Origin of the sequence: Oscillatoria sp. CS-180, from assembly GCF_028330965.1 — a bacterium.
In the GTDB taxonomy this organism is placed as follows: Bacteria; Cyanobacteriota; Cyanobacteriia; order Phormidesmidales; family Phormidesmidaceae; genus Halomicronema.
On record NZ_JAQMUB010000043.1, the window covers coordinates 12,259 to 31,215 of the forward strand.

Annotated in this window: 16 protein-coding genes; 11 read left to right on the top strand and 5 right to left on the bottom strand. The window is 49.3% G+C overall.

What is annotated here, in order from left to right:
• Window positions 1-36 precede the first annotated feature (36 nt).
• The 3 genes from psaA to PN498_RS10360 all read right to left on the bottom strand — a co-directional run bounded on the left by psaA (window position 37) and on the right by PN498_RS10360 (window position 4,617).
• Complete coding sequence (gene psaA, locus PN498_RS10350; RefSeq protein WP_272062670.1) at window positions 37-2,394, bottom strand: photosystem I core protein PsaA; 2,358 nt, start codon at window positions 2,392-2,394, stop codon at window positions 37-39.
• Window positions 2,395-2,582: 188 nt separating this feature from the next.
• Entirely contained in the window at window positions 2,583-3,725 is a 1,143-nt protein-coding gene (locus tag PN498_RS10355; RefSeq protein WP_272062671.1) for a Photosystem Q(B) protein 1, read from the bottom strand.
• Window positions 3,726-4,476: 751 nt separating this feature from the next.
• Window positions 4,477-4,617, bottom strand: a complete 141-nt coding sequence (locus PN498_RS10360; protein WP_272062763.1) for a hypothetical protein — start codon at window positions 4,615-4,617, stop codon at window positions 4,477-4,479.
• Between PN498_RS10360 and psbV the strand changes: the two genes are divergently transcribed.
• Window positions 4,604-5,011, top strand: a complete 408-nt coding sequence (psbV, locus tag PN498_RS10365) for a photosystem II cytochrome c-550 (RefSeq protein WP_442951412.1) — start codon at window positions 4,604-4,606, stop codon at window positions 5,009-5,011. The two genes, PN498_RS10360 and psbV, sit on opposite strands and share 14 nt — an antisense overlap.
• A gap of 198 nt (window positions 5,012-5,209) precedes the next feature.
• Here psbV and psbF read toward each other — a convergent pair whose 3' ends face one another.
• Together psbF and PN498_RS10375 are read right to left on the bottom strand one after the other, a co-directional pair.
• Entirely contained in the window at window positions 5,210-5,344 is a 135-nt protein-coding gene (gene psbF / locus PN498_RS10370) for a cytochrome b559 subunit beta (RefSeq protein ID WP_272062672.1), read from the bottom strand.
• 31 nt (window positions 5,345-5,375) lie between these two features.
• The gene (locus PN498_RS10375; protein WP_272062673.1) at window positions 5,376-6,203 is read right to left on the bottom strand and encodes a photosystem II manganese-stabilizing polypeptide; all 828 of its coding nucleotides are present in this window, start codon (window positions 6,201-6,203) and stop codon (window positions 5,376-5,378) included.
• A 997-nt stretch (window positions 6,204-7,200) separates the two neighbouring features.
• Here PN498_RS10375 and apcD (PN498_RS10380) point away from each other — a divergent pair.
• The 10 genes from apcD (PN498_RS10380) to PN498_RS10425 all read left to right on the top strand — a co-directional run bounded on the left by apcD (PN498_RS10380) (window position 7,201) and on the right by PN498_RS10425 (window position 18,061).
• Window positions 7,201-7,677: an allophycocyanin subunit alpha-B gene (gene apcD / locus PN498_RS10380; protein WP_272062674.1), complete on the top strand. Its 477-nt coding sequence runs from the start codon at window positions 7,201-7,203 to the stop codon at window positions 7,675-7,677.
• An 80-nt stretch (window positions 7,678-7,757) separates the two neighbouring features.
• Window positions 7,758-8,243, top strand: a complete 486-nt coding sequence (locus tag PN498_RS10385; protein WP_272062675.1) for an allophycocyanin subunit beta — start codon at window positions 7,758-7,760, stop codon at window positions 8,241-8,243.
• A 216-nt stretch (window positions 8,244-8,459) separates the two neighbouring features.
• On the top strand, window positions 8,460-8,939 hold the full coding sequence (gene apcD / locus PN498_RS10390; protein ID WP_272062676.1) for an allophycocyanin subunit alpha-B: 480 nt from the start codon (window positions 8,460-8,462) through the stop codon (window positions 8,937-8,939).
• Window positions 8,940-8,985: 46 nt separating this feature from the next.
• The gene (locus PN498_RS10395; protein WP_272062677.1) at window positions 8,986-11,343 is read left to right on the top strand and encodes a phycobilisome rod-core linker polypeptide; all 2,358 of its coding nucleotides are present in this window, start codon (window positions 8,986-8,988) and stop codon (window positions 11,341-11,343) included.
• Between the two features lie 301 nt (window positions 11,344-11,644).
• Window positions 11,645-12,175 (top strand): allophycocyanin subunit alpha-B, encoded by a 531-nt coding sequence (gene apcD, locus PN498_RS10400; protein ID WP_272062678.1) that lies wholly within the window; start codon window positions 11,645-11,647, stop codon window positions 12,173-12,175.
• Window positions 12,176-12,295: 120 nt separating this feature from the next.
• The gene (gene psbD / locus PN498_RS10405) at window positions 12,296-13,342 is read left to right on the top strand and encodes a photosystem II D2 protein (photosystem q(a) protein) (RefSeq protein ID WP_442951413.1); all 1,047 of its coding nucleotides are present in this window, start codon (window positions 12,296-12,298) and stop codon (window positions 13,340-13,342) included.
• Window positions 13,343-13,512: 170 nt separating this feature from the next.
• Complete coding sequence (gene psbC / locus PN498_RS10410; RefSeq protein WP_272062760.1) at window positions 13,513-14,892, top strand: photosystem II reaction center protein CP43; 1,380 nt, start codon at window positions 13,513-13,515, stop codon at window positions 14,890-14,892.
• A 165-nt stretch (window positions 14,893-15,057) separates the two neighbouring features.
• The gene (gene psbB, locus PN498_RS10415; protein ID WP_272062680.1) at window positions 15,058-16,587 is read left to right on the top strand and encodes a photosystem II chlorophyll-binding protein CP47; all 1,530 of its coding nucleotides are present in this window, start codon (window positions 15,058-15,060) and stop codon (window positions 16,585-16,587) included.
• 115 nt (window positions 16,588-16,702) lie between these two features.
• Entirely contained in the window at window positions 16,703-16,924 is a 222-nt protein-coding gene (psbH, locus tag PN498_RS10420) for a photosystem II reaction center phosphoprotein PsbH (protein WP_272062681.1), read from the top strand.
• 753 nt (window positions 16,925-17,677) lie between these two features.
• Window positions 17,678-18,061: a DUF1257 domain-containing protein gene (locus tag PN498_RS10425; protein WP_272062682.1), complete on the top strand. Its 384-nt coding sequence runs from the start codon at window positions 17,678-17,680 to the stop codon at window positions 18,059-18,061.
• Window positions 18,062-18,957 lie beyond the last annotated feature (896 nt).

Below are 18,957 nucleotides of genomic sequence, written 5' to 3' on the forward strand. Positions count from 1 at the left end.
GTGTGGCAGAACCACACCTCTGTCGGTCGTCAATGGCTAACCCACTACCAACATGCGAGCCGTGAAGAAGGCCCACGTGGTGACAATGCCGCCCAGCAGATAGTGAGCAACGCCCACAGCCCGTCCGTGAGTGATACTTAATGCCCGAGGCTGAATCGCAGTCGTGATCTTCAGCTTGTTGTGAGCCCAAACGATGGACTCAATCAGTTCTTGCCAATAGCCACGGCCACTGAAAAGGAACATGAGACTAAAGCCGAAGATAAAGTGTCCTGCCAGGAAGATGAGTCCATAGGCCGAGACTGCCGAGCCGTAGGAGCCAATCGCCTGCGATGCCTGGGCCCAGAGGAAATCTCGTAACCAGCCATTGTTGGTAATCGACGACTGGGCAAAGTTTCCGCCCGTAATGTGAGAGATCGTACCGTCGGCATTGACCACCCCCCAAACGTCCGACTGCATCTTCCAGAAGAAGTGGAAAATCACAATCGACAGTGAGTTGTACATCCAGAACAGCCCCAGGAATACATGGTCCCAAGCAGAGACTTGACAGGTACCACCACGACCGGGTCCATCACAGGGGAACCGGAAGCCGAGTTCAGCCTTGTCAGGAATGAGACGGGAACTGCGGGCAAACAGCACGCCCTTCAGCAGCACCAGCACCGTGACGTGAATGGTGAACGCATGGATGTGGTGAATCAAGAAATCTGCCGTACCCAGATGAATCGGCATCATGGCAATCTTGCCACCGACGGCCACAACATCACCGCCAAAGGCATGGCTGATGGGTTCTGCAACCCGAGGAACTGTTGTTCCTAAACCCACCAAGTCAATGTTGCGGAGACCTCCAAACACATCGCCCAGCGGTTCGGCTGCCAGAGCGGTCGAACTGTTGATAGCTGTTGTATGGATTTGCTGAATCCATTGGGCAAAAATGGGCTGTAGCTGAATCCCCGTATCGGAGAACATATCCTGAGGACGACCAAACGCTCGCATGGTGTCGTTGTGACAATACATGGCAAAGCTATGGAAGCCGAGGAACTGACAAACCCACACTAGGTGAGAGATGATGGCATCCCGGTGCCGCAGCACCCGATCCAACACGTTGTTGACATGATCAGCAGGATCGTAGTCTCGCACAAAGAAGATAGCAGCGTGGGCAGCACCTCCCACAATGCAGAAGCCTGCAATCCACACATGGTGGGTAAAGAGCGATGTCACAGTGGCGTAGTCGGTTGCTAGATAGGGATAAGGCGGCATCGCATACATGTGATGAGCCACCAGCAAGCTAGCTGTGCCAAACTGCACCAAGTGAATTGCCAAGTTCGCGTGCCAAGAGTTTTCAAAGATTCGCTCCAAACCTCGGTGTCCTACCGGTCCGATGAAGCTAAACAAAGGAAACATCTTGGGTGTTCTGGCATCATCCAGTAGCTCCCGGAAACTGTGACCAATGCCCCAGTTTGTCCGATAGAAGTGTCCTGCGATGATAAACAGAACGGCGATCGCCACATGGTGGTGAGTAATATCCGTCAGCCATAGCCCTCCCGTTACTGGATTGAGACCGCCTCGGAAGGTGAGAAAATCCGCATAGGCCGACCAGTTAAGCGTGAAGAAGGGGCGTAAGCCCTGAGCAAAGCTGGGATACATCTCTGCCATTAAGGCTTTGTCGAGAATGAACTCATGGGGTAGTGGCACATCCACCGGACTCACCCCAGCATCCAACAATGCGTTGGTGGGAGTTGCTACGTGGATTAGGTGCCCCGACCAGCCCAAACTACCCAAGCCCAAAAGCCCAGCTAGGTGGTGGTTCATCATCGATTCCCAGTTACGAAACCACTCTAGTTTGGGGGCTCGCACATGATAGTGGAACCATCCGGCAAACAGCATTACACCGGCCATCACCAGAGCACCCATAGCCGTCCAAAAGAGCTGGAACTCATGGGTAAAGCCCTGACCACGCCACATTTGGAACAGGCCAGAGGTAATCTGAATGCCTCGAAAACCAGCGCCTACGTCGGCATTAAGGATCTCCTGACCCACTAATGGCCAAACAATCTGGGCACTAGGCTTCACGTTGATGGGATCAGCCATCCAACCCGAAAAGTTGGAAAACCGTGCGCCATGAAAATACATGCCGCTAAGCCAGATAAAGATGATAGCTAGATGCCCGAAATGGGCTGAGAAGATTTTGCGGGAAATATCTTCTAGATCACCTGTATGAGTATCGAAGTCATGAGCATCGGCGTGGAGATTCCAAATCCAAGTTGTGGTTTTGGGTCCCCGGGCCAGGGTCCGGTCGAAGTGCCCTGGTTTTGCCCATTGCTCAAACGAGGTTGGGACGGGATTGTCATCAACAACAACCCGCGCCGGTTGCCTCTGCTTCGGAGGACTCGTCGTCATTAAAACCTCCCTGTGTTACTAAACAAAACTGATTTATCAGAACGCCCGAGTAGAAACTTGAAAACTAACTAGACAGGTCGGAGGTCATCGATACAGCTCTCGTCATTTTGGTGAGAAAGTTCACCAGGATCAGCCTGCCGCTAAAAGACGGATAGCTGACTGGTAGCCACAGCCACACTGAGTCATAGCTATGTCTTGATATTCGTATCGGTTTCAGAAACCTCTCCAAGAAAGACTGGAAAAGACGCTTCGCGAGTCTCTTCAATGGCCTGCAAGCCAAGATTGGCCTGCCCCACAATGTCTGCCCAGGTCGGCACGACAGTCTTTTGCAGATATCCGCCTGACACTTGAGATAAAGAATTTTGATCGAAGCCAAAGGCTGCCATATCCACGCCCAAAGCGGCTGACCAAATGCCGGCAACGGGAAAAGCCGCTAGGAAGAAGTGCAGCGATCGCGACGATTGAAAGCTCGCGCTCCGCCAGAGTAATTTTTGCTGATTCGCTTGAACATGCTCAAAGCTGTAGACTTGCTCAGGCTTGCCTGTCCAGGATGATTCCGTCAATGAAGTGTGCGATCCTGAACGACGAATGAGCGCCGAAGTGACGAGAGAACCATGAGCAGCACACAGCAGCGAACCGCCGAATACACCGATCACACCCAGTTGATGAAAGGGATTCGCCAGGATGTTGTGATCCGCCTGAAATTGCAGCATAAACGTGAAGGTACCTGCAATTCCCAAAGGCATTCCTGCCGAAAAGCCGCCCTGACCAATGGGGTAAATCAACAGCACCGAGACAGTCGCGGCAACAGGAGCTGTGAAGGCGAGAGAAATCCAAGGGCGCATCCCCAAGCGATAGCTCAGTTCCCATTCGCGATCCTGATAGGCAATGATACCGATAACGAAGTGGAGCACGATGAGCTGATAGGGACCGCCATTAATCAGCCACTCGTTGAGAGAAGCTGCTTCCCAGATAGGGTAGAAGTGTAGACCTACTGCTGGAGAGGTCGGCACAACAGCCGCCGTAATGACGTTGTTGCCACTCAATAGGGCCCCCGACAACAGCCCTCCAGTACCATCAATATCAACCGCTGGCGCAAACAAGAACGCCAACACAAATGTTATGGCTGCTGTTGAAATGGTGGGAATCATCAAGATCCCAAACCAGCCAATGTAGAAGCGGTTTTCGGTGCTAGTCACCCATCGACAAAAGCGTTCCCACGGATTAACGCGAGGGGAAGGCTTGGCGGTGTCTACAGGACACTGAATCTCCCGCACTTCTTTAAGTTGGTCAGGACGATCAAGCGCGATCGCTCTACCAAGCTGTGTCATTTTAAAGCTCCTGTATCAACGAATTATTTAACTTTGCATTCATGATTTACCTAATGAAAAAAATGCCGCTTGCCACAACAGAAAGGCAAATCAGCACTGATTTTTAAATCTTTGACTTTGACAATCATGAGTATGCTCTAGCAAGCCGAATTCATTAACAGCAAACTTTTTCCGAACCACCCTCGCAGGATCCTTCGAGTAGCCACTCCTTATTTTTTGCCTGAGGATTAGCAATCAACTTCCCCAGAAAAGCAAATCATCTGATAGATGATCAGACTTTGCTTCCCAGCAAAAATCTAAGTGGCATAGAGGAAAAGGGTTGATCAGAAAGTAATCTGCCTTGATTTGTATGCAAGCAGAATAGGCAAGAAAAATGAAAAACTAATGAAGATGGCTAGGTGGTTTAGAAAAAGTTACAGCCTCAAAGCTTGCTATATAAGGGATTGAGAGCCTTCAATGCCAAAGACCTATAAAATGTGATGGTAGAAAATTAAGCTGCCCTTATTTCTGAAAAGTCCCCTCATCCAATCTCTCTGTATAAATACTGAATTCAAAAATGAGGATTGTCAGTCCTCTTTTTTTAGGAAAATCAGGTTTTCCAGAATCAGGCATTCAACCTTAATTAAACTCAGTAGCTTCGAAAAATATTTCAAGATAAAATTTTCACAGCCTCTAATTTAAGAGTTTCCTTAAAAAACGAAATAAGTTCATTAAATATTCTGAAATGTGTGATATTTTCAGCTTATAAGCGTCATTTTGGAGATAAATTTAGAATGTTTTTCCCTCTTAAAAAGAGATTGATAAAAGCAGTTGTTGGATCAGTTTTTGCTGGATTAATTTCTACAACACTATGGGCTGGCTCTGCTGCTGGTGCTGAAATTAATCGAGACATTCGAACGGTGCCGTTAAACGATTCAGGCGATCCGATTACGCTCACGACAAAACAGCTCGCTCAAGGACAGCGTAAATTCAATGGCAGCTGTGCTTCATGCCATTTAGATGGCGGAACAAAAACTAACCCCAGCGTGGATCTATCCCCCGCTACGCTGGCCCGGGCCACCCCACCTCGTAACTCAGTCAGCAGCATTGTGGATTATCTCAACGAGCCAACCACTTATGATGGCTTGAGGACTCTTGCAGAACTGCATCCGTCTACTGCACGGACTGATATTTTTCCAAAAATGCGGGACTTGACGGAAAAGGATTTAACGGCGATCGCAGGCTACATTCTTGTTCAGCCTAAGGTTGTTGGGAAGCAGTGGTCTGGGGGCAAACCTAATCGATAGCAACAGCAATAATTGGCATCAGCACCCCAGAGTTTTTAAAAAGCTCTGGGGTCTTTTTTAGACTGAATGAAATGCCTCTTAGCAGCAAAACCTAACACCGACGAGGGACTTTGTTAGGTTTTGCTCCGCTCAACACCCCCTTACAAAATGACTCAACACCTGAGCGAACTCACGCCATTTTGAGGTGGGTTCATTGCGCTAGCGCTGAATAAACTGCATGGCGGCGATCGCACCCAGGAAAAACACCGTTGGAATAGCCAGCGTATGGACTGCTAGCCATCGAACAGTGAAGATGGGATAGACAATTTCTGGCTCACGATTCAAGTTAGTCATGGTGGATTAATCTCCTGAAAAGAACGGCTGTTTACACAACCCCTGGCTCTACACGACCGTAGAACTGCCCCCGAATTTTGACGTCCATTGCTTCTTTCGCGCCAAAGTCGGTGTCAGAAGGCTGATTACTTTCGAAGATTCCAGCAATCTCGCCTGTGGTGCGATTCACCCGATTGATTTGCAGAGAAATTTGCCCCTGTCCCATCTCAAACGACTTGATGTTTTGACGAACGAATTCTTCGCTGTCTGCCTGAATAGGCAATCCTACTGCTGAGTCATATCCCATCGACAACCCTCGTCCCTTTGGATCAATAAAGCTGGAGGTGCGATAGGACGGAACTTGAAATGTTCCAACCAGGCGCGTAGCCGGAGTGAGGTTGTTGAACGCATTCTGATTTTCGGCGACTAGTCCTTTGACCGTAAACAAGATGGGAACTCGTTCTCCATCCGGTAACTGCACAGTTACCGGCTGAAAATCAAACCCACCTTGTTCGACAAAAGTGACATTGCCCTCAGGGTTAAGAGTCAGAGAACCGGCAATCTGATCGAGGGAGAAGCTTTTTCGAGTCAGGGGGCGGGTCGCAACAAACTTACCTTCTGAGCGCTTCATTAGGGGCGATCGCCTGACCAAGAATGTTTTGGGCTGCAAACAAAGCTCTTTGAGCTGATAAGACTGATTGGCATCAATCTCAATTGAATCCAAGTTAGTTTCAGTCAGTTGAGGACAATTGTTGGCTAATCCACTTCCTCTAATGTCGTCATAGCTAAGTGACTCGCTATCAATGGGGCTTTGGCTACAGGCTCCTAGCAGCCCTAAACACATGGCTAGAAAAAAAGCGATTAAAGCGCGATATTTCATATCTCTACTCGAATTGGGTTAGCTGAAGTCATTTGAGAAGAACCAGAGGCTGCCATCGTTAACAGGTCAAATGACGAGAAGACAATGAGGTCAGCCCTTAGCTGAGCTCCTGGAGCAGGCGCGGTCATGCGTATCTTCAAAGCGTTCTGTCCCGAATGGATGACGAGTCCTAAAGGATTCTATTTTCTGCTTACAAAAGCCGCGATCCTAAGCCTCAACGAAACTAATCTCCGCTTTAATGTCGTCATAATTGGGGGAACGATCTCTCTCTAGATCACCGCTGTAAACAGCGAGTAATACTAAACAGAAGGCCAAAAAAATAGCCATCAGAGCGTAATATTTCATCTCTCTATGCAGACGGAAACAAGCGAATTTGGGCCTAGCATGATCGGCTGGCTATTCTTTGTAAGCCTTGAATGACCTGAGTTTTTAGCAGTATTCAATCAAGAGAATCTAAAGAACTGAAGAAGATGAAATTCCTTTTCTGAAAACATAAACTTTTTTAAAGCGCTTCTCATCTTTTCATTAGTTTTTCATTTTCTTTTCTTATTCTTTTTGCAAACCTTAAGGAAGCAAAAATGCCTGTGACGAATGGGTTGATTTGTTTGTCTAGGGATTCAGAAATGTTTAATCATTTCTCTGTGAAGAGAGGGTGAAAGTATTAGATTCCGATCTCTCTATCTATTCTTTCAGCAATTTTCTGTATTGTCCTTCGTGTTGGTTTTTGAAGAATTCAAGCAGGTCCAAATTTCTGGATTATTTTTCATTTGCAGACATTGGACCTGCGGATTTCATGCAAAGCCAAGACTTGTGTCAAGAAAGGTATGGAAATCTGAAACCAACTCTCTCGAAACTCAATTTTGCAATGGCTCGGTGCTTGTAATTGACGAGTTGTCTTTGAAATTCCAATCCGGCTTTATCAAAGATATCTGGACTCCTCTGGTCCTCAAGTGTTCAGTTCAAGCTGTTGACTTTAATTCACATTGGGAGAAGATAAATGAGTTTAGTGACAGAACTGATTTTAAATGCGGATAGTGAAGCCCGTTATCCTGCGCCCAAGGAACTTCGAATTTTTCAGGACTTTGCTAAGACAGGAGACCAGCGAATTCGAATTGCCAAGGCCTTAGCAGAAAATGAACAACAAATTGTTCAAAATGGCAGCCGGAGATTCTGGGAACGGTGTCCAAACACGCCTAGCAACAGTGGTAATGAGCGTAAGACGGCTTCTTGCCAAAGAGACCAAGGTTGGTATGTTCGCCTAATTGCTTACTCCATTCTGGCGGGCAGCGAACGGCCCCTTGAAGAAATCGGCACAGTGGGCATCAAAGAAATGTATAACAACCTGGAAATTCCCATTAGAAATATTGCGGAATGTATGCGCTGCTTGAAAGAAGAAGCGATGTCCGTCATGAGCGAAGAGGACGGTCAAGAAGTTGCTCCCTACTTCGACCTCATCATTCAGTCATTGTCCTAGCGGAATAAAGCTGATTCCCAATCTGCCAGCTACTTGTTTTTTAGACCACTTGATTCATTCAGCTAATAGGAGATACCTCAATGCAAGATGCCATCACAACGCTGATTAATTCATCAGACGTTCAGGGGAAGTATCTAGATGATGCCTCTTTAGAAAATTTACAAAACTACTTTCGCAGTGGTGACCTAAGAGCACGGGCAGCTATGACGGTGAGCGCCAATGCGTCCAAAATTGTGACCAAAACGGTGGCAAAAGCTCTGCTTTATACAGACATCACAGCTCCTGGCGGCAACATGTATACGTGCCGCCGCTATGCTGCTTGCATTCGTGACATGGACTATTTTCTGCGCTACGCAACCTATGCAATGTTGGCGGGTGACTCATCGATTTTGGATGAGCGAGTGCTGAACGGACTGAAGGAAACCTACAATTCCCTGGGCGTTCCTGTCGGCGCTACAGTGCGCTCTATTCAGTCGATGAAAGAGGTCGCGAATGAAATGCTAGGCGCTGAGGCAGGTCGAGAGATGGGCACGTATTTAGACCATCTCTGCTCGGGCCTCAGTTAGTTATTTAGGTTGCAAGCTGAACCAGGCGCACGCTGTGCGCCTTTACCTCTTCTTAGAGCTACAGTGCCACGTCAGGCGTACTGCCGTACGCCTTTACCTCTTTCTTGAAGCTTAGTGTCGCGTCGGGCGTACGGCAGTACGCCTTTACCTCAGCAGCTTCATTTTGGAGTTTGAACATTCCATCCGTTCCGTTTGATATAGAAAGCATCTTTCATCATGAGCATTATTACTCAAGCGATCGCAAATGCAGATCGCGAGGCTCGGTATCTGAGTCGAGGAGAACTCGACGCCATTCAGCACTTTTTTGCAGAAGGAAACCAGCGTCTTCGAATTGCTGCCGTTTTGACGAGCAACGCTGATTCCATCATCGAATCAGGGAGTCAGCGCTTCTGGCAGCGTTGTCCAGTGACTCCTAGCAATAGCGGCAACAGCAACTTTCGGTCGTCTTGCCTACGCGATCAGGGTTGGTTTCTTCGTCTGATTTCCTATGCCGTTGTAGTGGGTGATATTGATCCGCTCCAAGCCAGTGGTGTCAGGGGTGTTAGGGAAATGTATCTCTCACTAGAAATTCCCCTGAAAAACGTGGCGGAGTGCATCCGCTGTATTAAAGAAGCTGCACTGGAACTGCTGGTCACGGAAGACGCGGCGGAGGTAGCGCCCTATTTCGACTACCTAATTCAGGGGTTAATGCCTTGAAAATTGGATTTTTAGAAACGTTTGAAACTTAAGTTGGTAAAAGGCCATGACTGATCGGACCAACGGGGGCAGCCCAGTCGTTAATCCACAGCAATATCACACGGTGCCCACAGCTATCCTGACTGAGGCACAACAGCGCGATCGCTATTTAAGTCACGGTGAGTCGCAGGAGCTTTCAATCTTCTTTGGGTCAGGGCTGAAGCGCTTGGAGATTGCTGAAACGCTGACCCGGCATGCTGACAAGATTGTTGCGGCGGGGGCTAACCGCATTTTTATTGGGGGCAACCCCATGAGCTATCTAGAGCGGCCAGCAGACCCCGTAGGAATGCCAGGCTCAGACTATTACGTGGCAGAGGACTATCTTTCTGCGGTCAAACGTCAGAAAAAAGCGCAGGCGGTTAATCGCGATCGCCCCCGTTCGGTAGATACCTCCAACGGCATTATGGAGTGGTTCAAAGATATCTTCACTGGGGGGAAACCTTCAGTTCCCAGTAGCTTTCGAGCGATTGACATTTCTCGCTATGGCCCTGTGCGGATGAAGCGGTCCATGCGAGATTTGAGCTGGTTTTTGCGATACATCACCTACGCGATCGTGGCGGGCGATACGAGCATTATCAGCGTCAACACGTGCGGACTGCGGGGCGTCATTCCTGAAGATGTCACCCTTGCCACCGTTGTCGCGCTCAGAGAAATGCAGTGGAAAGCCCTTACTTACTTTCCGCAGCAATCAGCAGCGGCGGGGCTGGTCAAGCAATACTTTGATGTTTTGATCAATGATTATTGGGTTGAAAAGCCGCCTTCTCAACTCCGCATTGGGGTGTCAAAACACCATGCCGGTTTACCCCTACCCCAGAGTTACCGCGATAGCGCGATCGCTCAACCACGCTGGGTAATGAAACCAGGTTTGCCTGATATCGAAAAAGGGCAGGTGGTACGAGCCGCGTATCGACAAGTATTCGAGCGCGATGTCACCGCCACTTATGAACCTCAGCTATCAGAACTGGTGTCCCAGGTCAAAGGTGGATACTGGTCGATGAAGGAATTCATTCGCCAACTGGGGAAATCGCGGCTTTATCGCCAGCTGTACTATGAGCCTTACACGATCAGCCGTAGCATTGAACTGGCTTGCCGTCACTTCTTAGGACGAGGAATCAGCTGCCTCGAAGAGTTTCAGACCTATTTTGAAGCAATCTCTGCTCAGGGCTTTCCGGCTCTAGTCGATCTCTTCGTCGATTCTCAAGAATATGCGGATTATTTTGGGGAAGAAACTGTTCCCTACCTCAGAGGTCTAGGGTCAGAGGCACAGGAATGTCGCAACTGGGGACCGCAACTGGATCTGTTTAAGTACAGTGCTCCAGCCCGCAAGGTACCTCAGTTTGTCACGACCTTTGGACAGTATCAGCAGCCGTTGCCCAATCAGCATCCCTATGGCACGGGCAACGATCCGCTGGAAATTCAGTTTGGTGCAGTCTTTCCGCAGGAAACACGAGATCCAAAATCTCAGCCTGCGCACTTTAGCGAAGACAGTCGCCGCATTTTGATCAGTAGTGGGGCTGGAAACGGTCATCACGATCTGAGTAATAGCGGTAACGGAAGGGCTGATTTAGGCAGAGTTCCTGGCTCTCCGGAGCATCACGTTTTGAGATGGGAATCTGTTCATAATGGCAACGGCAAGACTGCGGGTTCCGGTAAGAAACCGGCTCTCTCACAGCTCAACGTTAATCTCACTCATCACTCTCCTGAAGCCGTCATTTTGGCAACTTATCGACAAGTATTTGGTCGTGAGGTCTTCGATAGTCAGCGACAGGTTATTGCTGAAACGCAGCTGAAGGGAGGCTACATCACGCTGCGAGAGTTTGTCCGTCAACTGGCGAAATCGCGACCCTTCCGCCGCCTGTATTGGGAAGAACTGTACATCACTAAGGCGATCGAATATATTCACCGGCGGCTTTTGGGACGACCGACCCAAGGACGGAGAGAGATGGCGGACTACTACGATATCTGCGCTCGACAAGGGTTTTACGCCTTCGTTGATGCCTTGATAGACAGCGCCGAGTATACCGAAGTCTTTGGGGAAGACGTTGTGCCCTACGAGCGCTATCTCACGCCGCGCGGTGTTGCCATGCGATCGCCGCACGGTCCAGTTGCTCCTGTTAGACCAAGAGAAAATCCCCATACAGCTAGCGAGTGGATGCAAAGTCAACTTAATCCATCTACCGCCAAGATTCCGGTCATGACGTCATCAGAGACACCAAAGGACGCCTCTGCAACCCAGCCAGATGAAGCGTCTCAGTCGCTAGAGGTTCACGACGGTCACAGCGATAACGGCAACGCTAATGCAGACACCAAAACCCCTGAAAAGCAGCCTGCCGAAGTTGCTCAGGGCGAAGAAGTCAACGCCTGACGGAGGGGTGAAGGGGTGAGGGGGCGAAAAAGCCGCTCAGTGTTATTCACCGAGTAGAGGTGACGCCAAGTTCAAAACCGTCAAAACCTTTGAACCCCTTTTTAGGCAAAAGATCAATCTGTTCTTCTGCCTTCATCCTTTCACCGCATCTTTTTTTAACCCCCCATGCATTCCCCTTCTTTAACAACCCAAAAATTCTACGCGCGGTTGAAGCCTATTAATCGCCCTTGCAATCCCTTCGCCTACCGAATTTATATCGGCTGGTTTGGGGGCATTCAAATTTATTTCAAATCTCAAACCCATGAGCATCGTTAAACAAGTCATTCTCAATGCTGATGAAGAAAAGCGCTATCCGACACCCGGCGAGTTGCGGATGATTCGGACATTCTGCAAAACCGGAACTGAGCGTATTCGATTAGCCAAGACGTTAGAAGCCAAGGCGCCGACGATTGTCGAGCGCGGCACTCGACAATTCTGGCGAGTCTGCCCCAAAACGCCCAGCAATAGCGGTAATCGCCGCAAAACGGAAGCGGCCAAACGCGACGTGGGGTGGTATGTCCGCTTGATTAGCTACTGCCTGCTGGCCGGTGACGATCGCCCCTTAAGAGAAATCGGCTTGGTGGGCATCAAGGAGATATACACCAACATTGGCATTCCCCTAGCCAACATTCTGCAATATATGCGCTGTCTCAAGGCAGAGGCGATCGCGCAGTTAGGGGAAGCCGACGCCGCCAGAATTATTCCCTACTTCGACGAAATCATTCAAGAACTCGCGCTACCAGGACCACCCTATTTCATGAATGACGGTCCTGGGGAAAGCGAACCCGTTTAGCGGATCGGCTGACCAATAAGGTCAGTCATCCCATCCTGCAGGGGCAGAAAATCTGCCCACACATTGACTCAACCCTTTGGACACGTTTGGAGAAATGAGGACATCATTATGACGATTTCAATGGGCGCAGTTAAGCCCACCAGAAGCTGGGTAGGCGAACTAGATGACTGGTTAAAGGCCGATCGCTTTGTGTTCCTTGGCTGGTCTGGTCTATTGCTGTTTCCCTGTTCCTATCTGGCACTCGGAGCCTGGTTTACGGGCACGACATTTGTCAGCTCTTGGTACACCCACGGTTTAGTCAGTTCCTATCTGGAAGGCTGCAACTTTCTCACGGTGGCTGTGTCAACGCCTGCCGAGAGCATGGGGCACTCACTGCTACTGCTGTGGGGACCCGAAGCCAACTGGGATTTTGTTCGCTGGTGTCAAATTGGCGGACTGTGGACTTTCACCGCTTTCCACGGCGCATTCGCACTCATGGGTTTCATGCTGCGGCAGATTGAGGTAGCCCGTTTAGTGGGTTTACGGCCTTACAACGCGATCGCCTTCTCAGCTCCCATCGCCGTTTTTGTCGCTACTTTTTTAATGTATCCCCTGGGTCAGTCGAGCTGGTTTTTTGCTCCTGGCTTCGGTGTTGCCGCTATCTTTCGCTTTCTACTGTTTTTCCAGGGATTTCACAACTACACGCTGAATCCGTTTCACATGATGGGGGTTACCGGCGTATTAGGTGGAGCGCTGCTCTGTGCCATTCACGGTGCGACCGTGCAAAATACGCTGTTTAAGGACTCAGATGGCAAAAATACATTTAAGGGTTTCGCCACGACTCAAGCCGAAGAAACCTACTCAATGGTGACGGCTAACCGCTTCTGGTCTCAAATTTTTGGGATTGCTTTCTCGAACAAGCGCTGGCTGCACTTCTTCATGCTGTTTGTGCCAGTGACAGGCTTGTGGATGAGCGCGATCGGTATGGTCGGATTGGCCTTCAACCTACGGGCCTATGACTTTGTGAGCCAAGAAATCCGCGCTGCACAAGACCCAGAATTCGAAACGTTCTACACCAAAAACGTTCTGCTCAACGAGGGCGTTCGAGCTTGGATGGCAGAGCTAGACCAGCCGGCGAAGAAGTTTGTCTTCCCAGAAGAGGTCCTCCCTCGGGGATTCTCTGAATAACCCCATCAGGACTGACGCGGGCCAGCAGAACAGGGTTCGCGTCAGTCTCCGCCAAAAAGAAAACCTTGTAGCAACGAAGTTTATCTATTTCCAGGAGGTATTCCCCTGTGGAAACACCCATCGAAACCGTACCAGACGTATCGGCCACGCTGCCGGCGGAGGAAGGTTCTATCTTTGCTCCAGCCAGACCCGGCTACGACGAAGCCTCTAGTGGCTTCGCCTGGTGGGCAGGCAATGCCCGCTTCATTACCCCTGAACTAACGGGACGCTTCTTAGGTGCACATATTGCCCATGCTGGACTGATTGCTTTTTGGGCAGGCGGCATGTTGCTCTTTGAAGTCTCCCATTACAACCTGTCTCAGCCAATGTATGAGCAGGGATGTATTTTGATGCCCCATATTGCCACGCTCGGATTTGGCGTGGGTCAAGGCGGTGCCGTAACCAGTATTTTCCCCTTCTTCGCCATTGGTGTAGCTCACCTGATCGGCTCCGCTGTCTTGGGCGCTGGCGGCATTTATCATGCTATTCAAGGCCCCGAAAAGCTCTCAGGCTTTTTCCAGTTTGACTGGACCGATCGCGCCAAAGTTGCCCAAATTTTGGGATTTCATATCCTAATGTTAGGTCTCTTTGCCTTGTTGTTTGTCTGCAAGGCAATGTTTTGGGGCGGCCTGTATGACCCCTGGGCACCCGGTGGTGGTGATGTGCGGATGATTACAGATCCGACCCTCGACCCCCGCGTCATTTTTGGCTATCTATTCCGCTTGCCAACGGGTGGCAGTGGTTGGATTGTCAGCGTCAACAATCTGGAAGATGTCATCGGTGGGCACATCTGGGTGGGTTCTTTGCTCGTGATTGGCGGAATTTGGCATATTTTGGTACCGCCCCTGCGTTGGACATACAACCTGTATCCGTGGACGGGAGAAACCTATTTGGCTCAAAGCCTAGGCAACGTTGCCGGACAGGCGTTCATCGCTACTGCATTCATTTGGTTCAACAATACGGTCTATCCCAGCGCTTTCTACGGTCCCACTATTCCAGAAGCATCCCAGGCTCAATCTTTAGTGTTTTTGGCACGAGATCAGAATTTGGGGGCGGATGTGGCCTCGGCTCAGGGACCGACCGGGTTGGGTAAGTATTTGCAGCGATCGCCGACTGGAGAAATCATCTTTGGCGGTGAAACCATGCGCTTTTGGGATGCCCGCGCACCTTGGCTAGAGCCACTGCGGGGTACCAACGGCTTGGATCTAGAGAAAATCAAGCACGACATCCAACCTTGGCAGCTACGGCGAGCCGCTGAATATATGACCCATGCTCCATTGGGGTCAATTAACTCAGTTGCAGGCTTAGCGACCGAAACAAACGCCTTCAACTTTGTTTCGCCCCGCACCTGGATGGCAACAGCACACTTCATCTTCGCCTTCTTCTTCCTAGTCGGTCATCTCTGGCACTCAGGCCGTGCTCGTGCAACCGCCGCCGGATTTGAGACCGGGATCGATCGCGACAACGAACCTGTCCTTTCCATGCCCCCCATCGACCCCAGCCTCCGCTAGGGCAATTCATTTCATGGGATCCGCCGTGTAAAGACTCACGGCAAGGATCCCCCAGGGATTCGCACTTGTGAACCCCATAAGGAAAGCACCGTAGGGACTCACACCCGTGAGTCCCCATAACAAAATCCTAAACACATGTTCACTTAACATCCGGGAGAAGACCCCATGGGACTGCCTTGGTACCGCGTCCATACTTCCGTCATTAATGATCCAGGACGACTGCTTTCAGTGCATCTCATGCACAATGCGCTTTGTGCTGGGTTTGCCGGCTCTATGCTGCTATTTGAGCTAGCTCGCTACGACCCCACCGATCCAATTCTCAACCCCATGTGGCGACAGGGTTGTTTTTTGCTGCCCTTCGTTGCCCGTTTGGGCGTCACTAACTCTTGGCAAGGCTGGAGCATCACCGGAGAAACCTTTGCCGATCCAGGCTTCTGGACCTTTGAAATGGTCGCTGTTGCTCACATTGTCTTCTCCGGCTTAGAATTTCTTGCGGCCTGCTGGCACTGGGTTTATTGGGATGTCGCTACTTTCTTCGATCCCAAAACCGACGAACCCATCATCGATCTGCCTAAAGTCTTTGGCATTCACCTGCTGCTAGCAGGACTCCTTTGCTTTGGGTTTGGAGCTTTTCACCTGACGGGCGTCTTCGGTCCGGGCATGTGGGTCTCTGATCCGTTTGGCCTAACTGGACACGTCCAAGGCGTTGCCCCCGAATGGGGACCCGCTGGCTTTAATCCTCAAAATCCGGGAGGGGTAGTTGCCCACCACATTGCCGCAGGTATTGTCGCCATCATCGGTGGTCTTTTCCATATTCTCGTGCGGCCTCCAGAATACCTTTACAAGGCACTCAGGATGGGGAACATCGAGGGTGCCCTGGCTAGCGGTTTAGCGGTTTTCTTTGCGGGTGGTTTCATTGCAGCAGGAACGATGTGGTACGGCACAGCTACCAATCCCATCGAGCTGTGGGGACCAACTCGCTATCAGTGGGACCAAGGATACTTTAAACAGGAAATTAACCGTCGAGTTCACGCAGCGGAAGCGGAAGGCAAAAGCCCATCAGAAGCGTGGTCAAGCATTCCTCAAAAACTGGCTTTCTATGATTATGTTGGCAACAGTCCGGCCAAAGGCGGTCTATTCCGAGTCGGGCGCATGGTTGATGGCGATGGCTTGCCCACAGGCTGGCTCGGTCACCCCGTCTTTGAAGACAAGCAAGGTCGGGAATTGGAAGTCCGGCGAATGCCCAACTTCTTTGAAAACTTCCCCGTTGTTCTGTTTGATCAAGAAGGAACTGTACGAGCCGATATTCCATTCCGGCGATCGGATGCTGAATATAGCTTTGAACAAACAGGTGTAAACGTCTCCTTCTATGGTGGACAGCTGGACGGCAAGACCTTCACCGATCCGCAAACGGTGAAGAAATATGCCCGCAAAGCCCAACTGGGTGAACCGTTTGAGTTCGATCGCACCGTCTACAACTCAGATGGCGCTTTCAGAACCAGTAACCGAGGGTTCTTTGCCTTCTTCCACGCTTGCTTCGCCTTAGTCTGGTTCTTTGGTCATATTTGGCACGGCCTCAGAGCGCTCTTCCAAGACGTGTTCTCTGGCATCGACCCCGAATTAAGCGCCGAACAGGTGGAATGGGGCTATTTCAAGAAAGTGGGCGATCCCACAACCCGGCAAACCACAATCTAGCTCGGTATACCTGGCGCGGGAACCTCTGTACCCGTGTGGGGAAGCGATGTATTGCTTCCCCACCTCTCTCAATCAACCCCCCTTAAACACTACGCTTCTTGAATAGAGGTATTTTATGGAACAAAGATTTGTCCCTAAAAAAGTCGCTCCCCTTCAATACACCCTCAGGAGACTGAACTCCGAAGCGGGACGGGTCAACCCCGGTTGGGGAACAGCACCGGTTATGGGAGCATTGCTCGTTGCCCTTCTACTGTTCATCATTATTATCTTGCAGGTCTACAACGGCACCATCCTCCTAGAGGGCGTCAACTTTAATACAACCGATCTTGGTTTTTAGCGCATTACTGCTGTGTCAACGCTAAAAAATAGAAGTGCGCGTAGGTTGAGTAGAACGGAGCGTAGGCTTTGCCTTCTCGTAGAGTAAACCAACATTGCTAACAGTTTTGCTGGATTTCCTACACATCAACCTAACCAACAAAATCCAAGCCTGACAGACTACTAAGACCAACGCAAACAATCTGTTTAACTTGAACCTTGCAGTCGAATTTACGCTACTGCTTTAATCCACCCGCCCCCAAATTTGGGAGGTCCTGAGGTCAAAGCCTCCTAAATTTGAGGAATTTAGGGAGCGAATGCAGGGAATAATGCTTTAGTTCAAGATCTGAGTTCAAGCCATAGAAATACCGTAGGGTGGGCGCTACCCACCCTATTGGATTAGCCCTCTTTAAGGATAGGTTGGTGTTGAACGGGGCAAAATCCAACGAAATCCAACCTATTGAAAATGTGATTTTTCAAAGATTTTCTCAATCAATTAGGGCACTGAGTTTTGAAGCTCACGCCTACCCTACCTGATAAAAAAGCTTGAATAAAATGTCTCTAATGGAGTTGATCAATGCCTAACACGTTCTACCTAGCCTATGGAGAAGGCCAATTTGGCTCTACTGCAAGCGGAATTTTTTCAGCCCTCCTAGTGTTTGTTATCTGCTGTGTCATCTTCGGCGTGTATTCCTACCGGAACTATCCGATGGACAAAGAATGAGTCTTCGATTCAACAGCATGTAGTCCATAGTATTCAGAAGGTTGTAAAACGATGTCCCATTTCAGCCATATCAAAACCCGCATTCACGACCTGGAGGCTCTACAAACTGCTCTGACAGACTTAGACATTCAATGGAAACCAGGCCCCGCTAAGGTTAGAGGCTATCAGGGTCAAACCCACACAGCTGCTCTTGTGATCGAGCAGTCCAACGATCGCGATGTTGGTTTTGCTTGGAACGGTCAAGAGTACACCCTCGTCGCCGATCTTCAGTTTTGGCAGCAGCCTTTATCCGTTGACGGCTTCATCAGGCAAGTGACTCAGCGCTACGCCTATCAAAAGCTTCTCAACGAAACAGCCGACCAAGGCTTCGAGATTGCTGAACAACAGCAGCAAGAAGATGGCTCCATTCGGCTAGTTGTCCAGCGTTGGTCCTAAACCTTCCTGTGCCAGAGCGAACAGGTAAGTAGCCCTCATCAAAGAGGGCTTTTTTGCGTTTAAGTATTACAAAATATTCTCATCAAAGTTTTGAGTTTCCCAAAATATTTCTCTTCCCAAAAAACATAAAATCTTTTTGAGGTCGGTTCATACATAAATATTTATTCAAAATCAATATCCATTGATATTCGATCTAATATGAATTTGCATGGGTAGTTCTAGGTATAAAAAAATACCAACCCTGAAGAGACTTCGACACTATTGCGGCGCCTCATGCTGAACACAAAAAGTTCTCTCTAGTTTCTAGATGCGTTGGTATGCAGGGATAGTGCTTACATAGGTGCTCTAGCTAAACTTGCGGACTTGCAGGTCCATATGGTACGAATTGAATCATCAAAATTATTAGGAATAATCAATTCTATGTCATTTTTAGTAAATGCAGCGGACGCAATTGTGCTCTAGGTAGCTATTAACCTATCCGGAAAATCTATTGATTATTCGCACTTTAAACATCTAGATAGTATGAATTTTAAAAAAGTAAAAAATGTCAGACCGATTGCTTTTGATATGTCGGTGTATGTTTTAATTTATGATTACAGCAGGTTTAATGCAAATCTTTTTGAGTCTTACCGGTTACTCTCTTGAGAACAGTGATTACGAAGTCAATTCCCGTTAACCGACTTCATTCAGAGCACCTCTCTCGAAAAGGGCACTTCTGTCAACCCATTTCAAAAGCGGTTGCTTGTGATTCTGTGAGCTAAGTTACCGATTTAAATATTCAAGGGACTCAAGTCTGTCAAACACACTTGCAGTCACCCTTCAAATCCGACGGTTTCCTTCTTTGTAAATCTGGTTTCTCTGTCAGATGAGATCGTCATGTTCTCCAAGAACGTCCA